Here is a 13,409-nt window from a genome sequence, read left to right on the forward strand (position 1 = left end):
CTCATTTAAATGCTTTCCAGAACATTTTTTTCGCAGGAAGCTCTTGTTTCTCCGCCGGTGCGTCAGGCTCTTTTACCAGAGCCTTACGTCTTAATGACGGTACCGGCAGCGGCTTTCTTTTCATTCGGGTATCTTTTTCTTCCCAAGCTTCCAGAATGACGTGGGCGTTCGTTCCGCCGTCAGCAAAGCAGTTGATGGCTGCTGACGGTCTGGCTGCATCCCATTCGCCGGCTGTTTTATGAAAGTGAAAATCTGTCTTTGTTATATTAAAATGCGGCATCGGTTCGTCTCCTGAGAGAAACGGAACCGTTTGTTTATGCTTCAGCATTAATACGACTTTAATGAAGCTTGCGATGCCTTCTGCGCAAAGCGGATGCCCGATGTTCGGCTTGATTGACCCGATGCCGAGCGGAACATGCTGACCTGAGCGGTATACGGATTGAATCGCCTTCAACTCAAGCAAATCAGTCACCGCGGAACCCGATCCGTTTGCTTCGATATATGTGATGTCTTCCGGCTTTTTGCCGCTTTTGAAAAGCGCGCTTTGCATGACGTCTTTTTGCGCCTGCATATTAGGAGCTGACGGGCCTGCCGTTCTGCCGTCATTGTTCATGGCGGCGGCCTTAATGACCGCGTGTATCGTGTCGCCGTCTTTTTGCGCCTGGCTTACTGTTTTTAACAGCACCATGCCGACGCCTTCACCGAGGACAACTCCGCCTGAACGCTTGTCAAATACGTGAAATGCCGGTTTTTCGTTTAACAGCCCGCGCTCTTGGAACATCCGGTGCGCCGCATCCGTGTTCAGCAGGCTGACGCCGCCAACTACCGCCGCTTTGATATCGCCGCTTCTCAGTGCCTGAACGGCCATGTTCATTCCTGTCAAAGCCGATGAACAAGCCGTATCAAGCACGATGCTCGGCCCGCGCAGATCAAAAAATTGCGAAACGTTTGCCGCTAAATAATTCTGCCCGCCCGCAACGATCGGGTTGCGGGTATTCGCAAGACTTTCAGGCTCAGGCTGATGCTGGCTGCGGCCTCCGATATACACACCGGCTTCTATGCCCTTGATTTCTTCACGGGTATAGCCCGCATGGCACCAAAGTTTCAAGCTCTCTTCCAACACCGCCAACGCCTGAGGGTCCATCGCTTTCGCGTCGTTTTCCGGAATGAAAAAGAATTCGGAATCAAAGTGATCCATATTGTCAATCAATCCCGCAACGTATTGATTTGCATATCCGAAACGTTCCGCCGGGACGGAGCCGATTGCGGACCTGCCGCTTCTCAGCAAGTCCCAATATTGGTCTAACGATTCCGCTCCCGGAAAACGGCAGCTCATTCCGACGACAGCAATGTCTTCAGTTACGGCATCACGCTTTTGTTCAGTGTGAACCGTTTGTACGGCAGCCGGAACCAACATTTCTGTATCAGGTTCCTCCCTTTCTGCAAGCAGCGGCTGCCCATTGGATACAAGCCATTCGGCAAACGCGTCAATCGTCGGATGTTCATATAAAACAGACGGATCTAAGTCCTCTTTGAGCGCTTGATTCATTTGCTGTAAAAGCTGCGCTAAAATGATCGAATCAACCCCGTAATCCTGAAACGGTTCGTCTGTTTCCAGTTCTTCCGGAGCGATTTTCAGCTCATCGGAAAACAGTTTCACAAGCCACGCCTTCGTATCAAGAAGCAGGTCTCTGTCTGAATGTTTTTCCGCGGCTTTGCCGTTTATTACGGCTTTTTGTGTTTTCTCTTGACAGAGCAGCCTGTCAGGATGCCATTCGCTCCGATCAACGATAGCCGGCAGAACGGACGGGCGGATGTTTTCAGATAAAATGCGGTCCAGCAAGTCAAGTCCTTCCGCGTTGGACAGTCCCAGCAGCCCGGTCTGCTTCAGGCTTTCTGTGCGGACTTCACCTAATCCGGTTTCCTTCCAGTTCGGCCATTGAATGCTGACCAGCGGATATTGATGCTGATGAGCCGCCGCGAAATAATCCATGTACGCATTTGCCATCGCATAATCCGATTGTCCCGCCGCGAGCGCCGGAACGACTGCAGATACTGAAGAAAATAATACAAAAAATTGCAAAGGATCATTTGTGAAAAGGCTGCTTAATGTTTGAAGCCCGGCGACTTTCGGTTCAAGCACTTCTTGTATGTCGTCGGCAGTCTTTCTGATAAACGCCGGATTTACTGAATTAACCGATCCCGCACAGTGAATGACACCGCCGATCGGTCCCATCGTGCGCCGGATTGTTTCAATTTCCGCTGCCGCCGCATCATGATCAGACAATTTCAGACTGATCACCGCCACTTGCACTCCTTTTGCTTCGAGCTCTTCAATCGCCCGGATCTTCTCTTTCAGCCTCGTATTAACAGCTGACCGTTCATGACGGGGAGGAATCGGCTCCCTGCCTGTCAGCACTACTTTTTTCACGCCGTGTTTTTCTGTGAAATGGCGGGCGCATAAGAGACCCAGTCCCCTCGTGCCTCCGGTAATGAAAAGCACATGGTCTTCAGGAAACGGTGCGGGCTTATGTTCTGCTCGCTTCCCGCTTGGAATCTCCCTGAATAAAGCACGGTATCTCTGTCCGTTTCGGCGGCAGATTTCCGGTTCTGTGCTGTCCGCCGAAAATTCATCTGCAATCTGTTTGGCAAGCGTCTGCTGATCCGTATCTGTATCGGCATCCATGTGTCTGGACGTCACGTTTTGATACTCATTTTGAAGCATTCTGTACAGGCCGCTTTTTGCCGCTCCTGCAAGATGAATCGTTTTCTGCTGAAATGGCTCCAAGCCTTTTGTTACATATAGCAGCGTCAGCGGCCGCGCTTGCCGGCGGCTTGTATCAATCAGAGTCTGGAGCCGGCTGATCCCTTCCAGTGAAGGATCTTCGTCTCCGCATCCCGTCAGATCGATTGCGCCATCTATGTGATTCCAATCGCTAGCTGCAGTGTCAGCGGAATCGACCGGGAGAATGAACGAGTCAGCGAAATGCTTCGCAGTCTCTTCGGCTAGCTCCGCTGTCCTTGCATCAGCCAGAATCATGACCGTCCTGCGGCTTTTCTCACCGGCCGAATCGATCTCACACGGAACCCATTGCTTTTCTAAAAGCACAACCTCGCGCCGGTCTTCTGTTTCCTGCGGAACGGCTTTCGGCTCAGGCAGCCAGTACGGCTCCTTCGCAAATGGGTAAGCCGGCAGACTGATTCTGCGGGGTTTTTCGCCTTGATAGAGTCTGTCCCAGTCCATCTGAAGCCCTTTGGCCCACAATTCCGCTATTTTGGCGTATTTTTTCTTATCGAACCATGACCTCACAAGCTGCTTCAGGTCATCGTCCGTTTCAAATGATTTGATTTCTTTTTTAGCCGTTTTGATATGGGCTTCATATATCCCTTCACCCGTATTTCCGTTTACAAAATCGGTTAAACGGCTGATCAGTTCTTCTCTCGAACCGGCTGTAACCGCAAGACGGTAATCCATCGCATCACGCCCCGTTTGAAGCGTGTACGCCATATCTGAAAGATTGATATTCTGATTGGCTTTTGCAAATTCGATCACAGACTCGGCATAGGTTTTTACCTGGGGCGCTTTTTTCGCCGACAGCACAAAAATGTTTGTCTCATCAGGCTTACGGCTTCCCCGGTCTTTCGGCTGATACTCTTCGATAACGAGATGAGCGTTTGTGCCGCTGTAGCCGAATGAGCTGACACAGGCCCGCCGCGGTGCTCCGCCTGTTTCCCAAGGTTTGAGTTCGGTATTGACAAATAAAGGCGAGTCATCGAAATCAAAATGTTCATTCGGCGTGCTGAAATGAAGGGTCGGCACAAGCTGCTGATGCTTCATCGACAGCAGAACCTTCTGGACGCTTGCTACACCTGCCGCCGCCGACGTATGCCCAATATTCGATTTAACCGAACCGATGGCGCAAAATTGTTTGCGATCCGTTTTTTCCTTAAATACAGAAGACAGGGCTTCTAGTTCAATCGGATCCCCCTGCTTTGTGCCTGTGCCGTGCATTTCCGCATAGGTGATGCTCTCAGGGTCGATGTTGTGCGCTTCATACACTTGACGCTCTAAATCCATTTGGCTTTTCGCGCTTGGTGCGGTAATGCCGTTGGTTTTTCCGTCCTGGTTAATTCCAGATCCGATAATGACTCCGTAAATATGGTCTTGATCGGTTTCCGCATCTTTCAGCCTCTTCAAAACGAGCGCCCCCGCGCCTTCGCCAGGCACAAATCCGTTCGCACTGTTATCAAATGCTTTACATTGGCCGTCAGGAGACAGCATTCCGGCTTCACACATGCTGATGTATGATTCAGGCGTTAAATACAAAGTCACGCCGCCGACAAGCGCCATGTCAATTTCATGATTCAACAGCGCCTGACGCGCCAAATGAGTCCCGACGAGAGATGAAGAACATGCCGTATCAATCGGAATGGCCGGTCCTTTCAAATTGAGATAATAAGGCAGGCGGGCCGCCGCGATGCTGAAACTGTTGCCCGTCGCGCTTCCTCCTGTCTGATGTTTGTTTAACATCATGCCGTATTCATTGTTCATAATCCCCAAATAAACGCCGCAATTTTTCCCGTTCAATTCTTTTGAGCTGTAACCCGCATCTTCAAAGGCTTTAAAACCTTCCTGTAAAAATATCCGGTGCTGCGGGTCCATAAGTTCCGCTTCAGACGGAGATATATTAAAGAACAGCGGATCAAACTCTTCAATGCCGTCAAGCATACCGATTGATCTGCAGTATACTTTGCCCTTCTTGTTTAAGGCCGGATCATAGTATTTGTTTACATCCCAGCGGGAAAGCGGGATGTCGCGAATGGCGTTTCTCGCACGGGCTAAGTTGTCCCAATACGTCTTTAGGTCCGGCGCATCCGGGTACTTGCCCGACATGCCGACGATGGCTATCGCGTCCGCTATCTCATCTTTAGGCTCCCGTTTGGCCTGCACCGGTTCAGGTTCCTTTTGAACCGTTAATCTCTCAGGCTCGTCAGGTGTTTTCTCCTGCGGGGCATGTTGCTGCGTAAGCGGCTTTGGACGTACGGGAACCGACTGTTTTTTTCTGCCGCGGACGGACGGCTGCGTACGCAGAAAATCGGCAAATTGGCGGATTGTCGGATAATCATACACTTTCGTTACGTTACAGTCCGTGCCGTACCGTTTATTGACGGCCTTTATCCATTCAAGACCGGTAATCGAATCCATACCCAAGTCAATAAAGGCCTCATCAATATCTACTTCATGCCGCTCCATGTACAATACATCAGCCAGTGCTTTTGATAACTCGTCATGCACCGCTTCAATCGGTTCTTCCGGTTCGGCGGAAGCTGCCGTTTCAGACATCGCCTCCAGAATATCCGCTTCTGCTTGTATCACATGCTGCTTATGAGCGTTTAAAGGCTGCAGCTGTATGTTTGACGGTTTTTTCACGGCCTCTGTTTTCTGCGGTTCGGTTGCTTCCTCAAGGATCGGTTCTGTTCCGAGCTCTTTTTGCAAGAAGGCCGCAAACTGGCGGATTGTCGGATAATCATATACTTTCGTCACCGTAAGGGACGTGCCGTATACTTTATTAACAGACTTTATCCATTCAAGACCGGTAATTGAATCCATACCGATATCAATAAATGTGTCGTCTGCGTCGATATCGTCGGCATCCATATATAAAACGTCTGCCAAACTTTCGGTCAATACGGCACTTACTTTTTCAGCGGAAACCGCCGGACGGGAAACAGACTGTACGGTTCTTTTCGGTTTCGCGCCGCTCAAAGGCTGCAATGAAATGTTTGACGGTTTTTCTTTGGCAGTCTCCTCGTGAAGAGTTGTTACTTCAATGACCGGTTCCGGGACGGCCGCCGGTGCGATCGGCGCAGACTGTGTGTCGGCCGGTTTTTTGACAGCTGCATCTGCTGATATGTCGATCCAATAACGGTCTTTTGCAAACGGGTAGGCCGGGAGACTGATTTTTTGCGGTCTGCCCATTTGATACAGCTTATCCCAATTCAGCGGAAGACCCTTCACCCAAAGCTCTAATACCTTTGCGGCTTTGCCTTTTTCAAGCCATGCCTCAATGGTTTTTTCCATGTCCTCATCAGCCGCAAACAGCGCCATCGTGTCTTTATTCTGTTTGACTTGTCCGCGGTAGAGCTGGTCAATTGACTCCTTGCCGCCCGTAAATTCGTCAAGCTTCTCTTCAAGCTCGCGCAAATTGCTGACAATCATTCCGAGACGCTCTTCCATCGGTTCACGGCCGATTTGAAGCGTATATGCGATCCGGCTCAGATCCGCTTCCCGGTAACGCCCGCTCCGCAGCGCATCAAGAAGACGTTCCGCCCGTTTTTGAAGCCGTTGCTCATTTTTCGCGGAAAGGACGATCATCGACGGATGAGGCGCGGCAAAAGCCGTCTCCTTATCCTCATCAGCGGAATATTCTTCGATGACGATATGAGCGTTGACGCCGCCGGCTCCGAATGAGGAAAGTCCCGCGGTTCTCGGCAATTCCTTATCATTTATGACCGGTCTTTTCCACTCTTCAAGCGTCTGCTGCACTTTAAACGGCGTACTCGGAAAATCAATATTCGGGTTAAGCGTCCGGGAATGCAGTGACGGCGCAAGCTTCTTGTATTTCATTTGCAGCAGCACCTTCGTCAGCCCCGCGATGCCCGCCGCGCTTTCACAGTGCCCGATATTGGATTTCGCTGAGCCGATGGCACAAAACTGTTTATCTTGTGTTTGTTCTGAGAAGACTTTTGTCAGACCCGTGATTTCAATCGGATCGCCGAGTGAAGTCCCGGTGCCGTGGGCTTCGATGTAGCTGACCGCCCTCGGATCGGTTCCCGCGTCTTTTAACGCCTGTTTGATCACCGCGGCTTGGGCGTTCGGATTCGGTACGGAATACCCGTTTGTTTTTCCATCATGGTTCACGGCTGTTCCTTTGATCAGGCCGTAAATATGATCACCGTCCGCTTTCGCTTTAGAAAGCGGCTTAAGGAGTACGGCGCCCACTCCTTCACCGGGCACATAACCGTCCCCGCCTTCTCCAAAACTTTCACATCTGCCTTTGCTTGATAAAAATCTGTTCTGGCCGAGCATCAAATATTTATTCGGATGAACGGATACATTGACGCCCCCGGCAAATGCTGCTTCGCATTCCCCGTTCCGCAAGCTTTGGCATGCCAGATGAATGGCTGTTAAAGAAGAAGAGCACATCGTATCCAGAGCCATGCTCGGGCCGTTAAAACCGAATACATAGGAAGCCCTGTTCGCAATTGATGACGGATTTCCGGTCAGCGCAAGCGATTTTCCGCGCGCCTGTTCTTCTGCTCCGTAAAGCTGATATTCCTCATACATGACGCCGACGTAAACACCGACATTGGCGCCAAGCAAATCACCCGATTTTTCCGTGAGCTTTTTGCGCGTGTAACCGGCATCTTCCATCGTTTCGTAGACACATTGCAGGAATAACCGCTCCTGCGGGTCCATCAATTTTGCATCCCGGGGCGAAATAGAGAAGAATTGCGGATCAAATTTGTCCACGTCTTTCAAAAATCCTCCCCATTTTCCATACGTCTTGCCTTCTTTATCTTTATCAGCGTCGTAATAAAGACTGTGATCCCAGCGATCGTTTGGAATTTCGGTTATGCAGTCAGTGCCTTCACTCAAGTTCTTCCAAAATTCCTGAAGATTTTCGGCCTGCGGATATCGTCCTGACATACCGATAATCGCGATATCTTCACGCTCCGTCAGCTGCTGATTTTTCCGCGTGTCTGGACGGACTTGCGCAAAGCCTTTTTTGCCTTCATTCCGTTTGGAAACAGGCTTTACTTTCGCTTTCTCAGACAGCGCCGGTTTGGCTGCAGGGGTTTCTTCTGTTTTCATCCCGGTCACTTCCAACAGCGTGTCCCGGTGTGCTTTCATAAAATACTGCGACAGCGATTCGATATTCTGGTACTCGAAAAACAATGTTTTTGACAATGAACCGAAGCTCTTTTCCAGCCGGCCCGTCAAATGCATAATCATAATCGAATCAATACCGTAATCTTCCATAGGCGCCTTGGCGTCAATTTTGCCGACAGGAAGTTTGGTCACTTCCGAAAGCACTTGTTTCAAGAAATGCTTCGTTTTTTCTGCAAGCATGTTCTCTCCGCCTGCTGTAAGACCTGCCGTTTCTTCCGTTTCGCTGCCCTTATTCGGCTGATCATCCGCTGATTTTTTCAGAAACGCCCGGATTTTTGCGGCGTAGCCTTCCGTCACCATGACTTGGGATGTGTTTGCCGCCCACCCGCGGTACAAAGCATGAATGCCGTTTTCTGTTTGCATAGGGACCATGCCGCTTTCTTTTGTCAGCATGGCTTCCGTTTCAGCATCAACCGTCATGCCGCCGTCTTTCCAAAGCGGCCAGCAGATTGAAAGGGTGTGTCCATAGCGTTCATTTCGGGCTTTTTTACGGTTTCTTTTTTCACTGAAGGCGTTCATAAACGCATTGGCCATCGCATAATCAGCCTGGCCCGCGCTTCCGGCGCTTCCGGCTCCGGAAGAGAAAAGAATCAGAAAATCAAGCTCAATGTCCTTTGCCGCTTCATCAAGATGAACCAGTCCGGAGACTTTCGGCGCCAGTACATCACGGATTTCATCTTTGTGCTTTTTCAGAATATAGTTGTCTTTTATCGTTCCGGCGCTGTGTATGATACCGTTTAAGCCGCCGTACTGCCGGCAGATGTCCGCTGTGAGCGATTGAACTTCTTGTTTTTCCGTCATGTCCATTTGTTTGTACACGGCTTGCGCGCCGAGATCGGACAGTTCTTGAAGCTGGGCTTTTTTACGGTTATCCAACAGAGAACGCCCCGTTAAAATAAGAACGGCGTCTTTTGCATGCCGGGCGATTTCTTTGGCGAACAAAAATCCGAGACCGCCTGCACCGCCTGTGATCAGATAAACACCTTTATCCTTCCACGGCTTTTTGGCGCCGAACTGTTCAAGTCCTGTTTCCTGCCATTGTGCCGTATAGCGCCTACCGTTTTCATAGCGAATATGCTTGTCATCAGGATGAGCGCTGCATTCTTTTACATATCGTGACAGCGTGTCTGCCTTGACGTCCGGCTCCAATTCAATCAGCTGGCCGGTCAGGTTCGGGTTTTCAAGCGCCGCTGTTTTCAAAAGCCCCGTTAAGCCGCAAAGGAGCTGCGTATCCGCTTCTTGAGGCACGACAATCTGAATGAGCTCGCGCCCGCCGGAATTTGAAGCGAGGATTTTCTTCACTTCTTCGAACGCCTGAAGCGCACAAGCTTCAAACCGTTCGTCTTCACTCTTTTGCTGATCACGGAGCATATGACAGCTGAAGTCTGTCTGTATGCTGTTCATTTGATCCGTAAACCGGTCAGATATCATCACGTGACGGGCTTTGAAATGGATCGGCGCTTTTTCATGTACAGCGGCCTTCTCTTCCCATACGTGTTCAAAATATAGTGTATCTGTTTTATCCGTTTCAATTTCCCGTGCGGAATAACCAGTCATTTTCACACATACATTGCCTTGTTCGTCACATACATCAATATCCAGCTTCTGCACGGCATCTTCAGGCTTGCTTTCGCCGCTGTACGCAATGGAAACCCACATATTGCTTTTACAGCTTTTCAACACATCAATCTGTTCGAGAGCAAACGGCAGCATCGGCCGTATGTCAGTCCCGTCTCTGTCAAGCATTAACCCGATTGTCGCGTGGAAGGCCGCATCCAAAAGGCTCGGATTGAGGACAAACTGATCTTTTGTATGAGAAATAGATGACGGGAGTGAGAGCTTCGCGAGCACTTTGCTGTCTTTTGCATAGATTTCCGTGACCGCTTTGTGAGCATCCCCGTATTCAATCCCCATTTGTTTGTATGCCTGATAGCAAGCGTCAGGTGTGATCAGACGGCGTGACTCTCTTAATTTGTCAATCTCGATTTTGGCCGGTTCGCCCGCTCGGACAAACGCCGCGCTTCCTTGCGCATAGAGAACGGACTCTAGTTCCGAGGAAGCCGATTCACTGTAAACCGTAAATCCCATCTCTCCATTTTCTTCGTCATAAAGGCGGAGATACAGTTCTGCGGACTCATCCGCCGCTGTAAACGGACGTATCCATACGACATGTTTCAGACGGACTGTTCCTTCTTCCTTCGTTTCTGCCGCGTGTTCAACGGCCGCCCGAACCATTTCCAGATAAGCCGCGCCCGGTAACGTCCGCTCGTTTTTGACGACGTGATCTTTCAGGAAAAATTCTCCGCCGCTAAAAAAGGACCGAAAACGGACGCCTGACATGTTTGATACATTTTCATGCAGGAGCGGGTGCAGCATGCCTGCATTTTTTTGCGGTAACGAATCTTTTTTCTCCGCCTTCGGCACCCAATACCGTGTTTTTTCAAACGGATATGTCGGCAGGCTGACCCGATTCGGTTTGTTTTCACCGTATAAGAGATTCCAATCCATTGTTCCTCCGCCGGCCCACTTCTCAGCAATCATCTCCAGACTTCCGGAAGAAAGCCATTTATGTATCAAGTCCGGAGCAAGCTCTGCCTGTTTGCTTTTATCAGCTCGGTTCCGCCAGCACCCGCTGACCGTTTTACCCGCCAGAAAGCCTTCCAGCCGCTCTTTGAGCTGTGTCATATTCTGAGCGGTGAACGCAACCCGCTCCTCCATCTGTTCACGGCCGATCTGAAGTGTATACGCCGCATCCTCAAGCGGCAGGCCGGGATGAATAAATGCAGACAGCTTCGCAACGTACTCTTTTAGCCGTTCTTCATTTCGGGCCGAAACCGGGAAAATGAATGTCTGTCCTTCCGCCGGTTCAGCATTTGTTCCGAGTGATTCTTCCGGAATAAATTCCTCCAGAATGAGATGCACGTTTGAACCTGTCGCCCCGAAAGAACTGATCCCAGCACGCCGGGGATATACGGTTTCGTTTCCGTTTTCCTTCACTGAAGGCTGCTGCCACTCTTCGGTATGATGCTGGACGTAAAACGGTGATTGTTCAAAATCTAAATACGGATTCAGCTCCTCGGAATGAAGAGACGGCACCAAAGTTTTATGGTGAAGCTGCAGGGCAACTTTGCTTAAGCCGCTGATGCCCGCCGCCGATTCCGCATGGCCGATATTGGACTTCACTGATCCGATCGAACAGAACTGTTTGTCCTGTGTGTACTGGCGGAACGCCTTGACAAGGCCTTGAACCTCAATCGGATCGCCGAGAGAAGTTCCCGTTCCGTGCGCCTCAATATAACTGACTGTGCGCGGATCGATGCCCGCTTTGTCCAGGCATTCTTCAATCAAATCGGCTTGAGCGACAGGACTCGGCACGGAAATTCCGCTCACTGTCCCCACGTGGTTGACGGCACTGCCCTTTATCACCGCATAAATCCGGTCTCCGTCTTTTACCGCCTCTCGCAGCGGTTTTAATAAAACGGCACCGATTCCTTCAGCCGGTACATAGCCGTCTCCGTCTTTCCCGAATGTATGACAAACTCCGTCTGTTGAAAACATGTCCCATAAACCGTATGTCAGATATTTATTCGGATGCAGCGACAAGTTGACCCCTCCGGCAACCGCCGATTCACATTCCCCGCGCCGAATGCTTTCCGCAGCAAGGTGAACCGCAGTCAGCGAAGATGAACAGACCGTATCGACCGCCATGCTCGGCCCGTGAAAATTGCAAAAATATGAAACTCTGTTTGCGATTTGCGCATAATTAAGAGAAAGCGGGAATACATGATCTTCAGAAGAAGCTTCAGCCCCGACCAACGTATAATCCTTATGCATCACCCCTGCGAAGACGCCGACGCGCTGTCTCTTATTCCGTCCGCGCGCCTCTGCGAGCGACTTCGGCGTATATCCGGCATCCTCAATCGTTTCCCAGCATGTTTGTAAAAACAGCCGTTCCTGAGGGTCCATTGTTTCAGCTTCCCGCGGCGTAATCCGGAAAAATTGGGGATCAAAGCAATCCGGATCATCGATAAATCCGCCCCATTTTGAAATGCTCTTTCCGGAAGGCGACTTTACATTTTCAAACCGGCGCCAGTCCCAGCGAGACTCCGGAATTTCGGTGACACAGTTTTTTCCTTCTTTCAGGTTTTCCCAGAATTCATGAATATTTTCGGCCTGCGGATAGCGGCCGGCCATGCCGATAATGGCGATATCTTCATCTTGCGGAACACTGCTTTTCCGCCTTTTTTCTGTTTGCGTCTCAACCGGCTTCTCCATTTTTGCCGGAGACGCGCTGAAATGGCTCCCGTACTGCTCAGTCAGGAAAGCCGCCAGCTCTGCTGCCGTCGTATATTCAAACAGCAAAGTCGGAGAAAGGGTTTCGCCGATTTTTTCGCTGATCGTTTCGACGACGTCAAGCAGTCCGGACGATGTCAGCCCCATTTCATAGTAGCCGACTTGAGAATCAATCTGTTCAAGCGGCTTGCCGATTTTTTCCGCCATCAGATTCATGACATACCGTTCTGCTTCCTCATGCGGGTGTCCGCCTTCAAGCGATGCCGCAACTTCCGGTAAACCGGCTTTTTCAGGAGACTTCTCAGCAGTCTTTCGTTCTGTATTGATCAGCTCGGCATCCCGCACGAGCTTGCTTGTGAAATCTTTCAGCTCGGCTACTTTCCGGCCGGATGCGTTAAAAAACTCCAGTGTAATGTAAATGAGCTCCTTTTCCTGCCGAAGCGACGAACGTTTGATTCTCGTGATGCAGCCGGCCTGCAAAGGTTCAGAAGCTGTAAAAGATTCGTAGAAAAGAGGCAGAAACAGCCTCTTTTCCCCATTTAACAACGATGAGATCAATAGGTTTGCGCCGACGCCGCTTCCGTCAAGAAGAGTCGGATGGAACAAAAACCCTCCGGCCTGTCCCATCGCGTCTTTTCCGAGCGATACATCAAAGGTGACGCCGTCCCGCTCCTCAAAAACTTCTCCTTCTGCTTTCATATATCCGCTGTGAACCAATTCCTGTCTTCTGCATTGTGCATACAGCTCATTTAAATTGATGGTGCGTTCCGCCTCGCGTTTGACAGAGTCAAGATCAAGCGTGTCACTGAAAACTGCGGGTGCCGTCTCGTGCATTTCCGCTTTGACGTAAATGCGTTCTTCCGGCTGGACTCGTCCGCCGCTGACCTCAGCCCCTTTTGCGGTAAGTTTCCAGCGCCCTGCTTTTACCTTTGTACATTCAACCGTAAGCTTGACGGCGCTGTCTTCTTTCGCAATAAGCGGCTGATATATGGATAAATGGCGCAGCTGAAGCCCGTCGTATGAATAGCCGCGCTCTTTGAAAATCTGATAAAACATATCAATATAAGCCAATCCCGGAAGGACTTTTTGTCCGTAAACGTCATGATGTAAAATAAACGGATTTTTCAGCGATAAAGTGATTTGCTTATTGAAGTTCTTCACG

General features: G+C 50.2%; 1 protein-coding gene. It reads right to left on the reverse strand.

The window, feature by feature from the left end; genetic code table 11:
* Position 1: 1 nt before the first annotated feature.
* Positions 2 to 13,408 carry an SDR family NAD(P)-dependent oxidoreductase gene (locus tag OQ477_RS05755; protein WP_323054499.1) on the reverse strand — a complete coding sequence of 4,469 codons (13,407 nt, stop codon included), beginning with the start codon at positions 13,406 to 13,408 and terminating at the stop codon, positions 2 to 4.
* Position 13,409 lies beyond the last annotated feature (1 nt).

Origin of the sequence: Bacillus sp. ChL18, assembly GCF_026241425.1 — a bacterium.
GTDB classification, from domain to species: domain Bacteria; phylum Bacillota; class Bacilli; order Bacillales; family Bacillaceae; genus Bacillus; species Bacillus velezensis.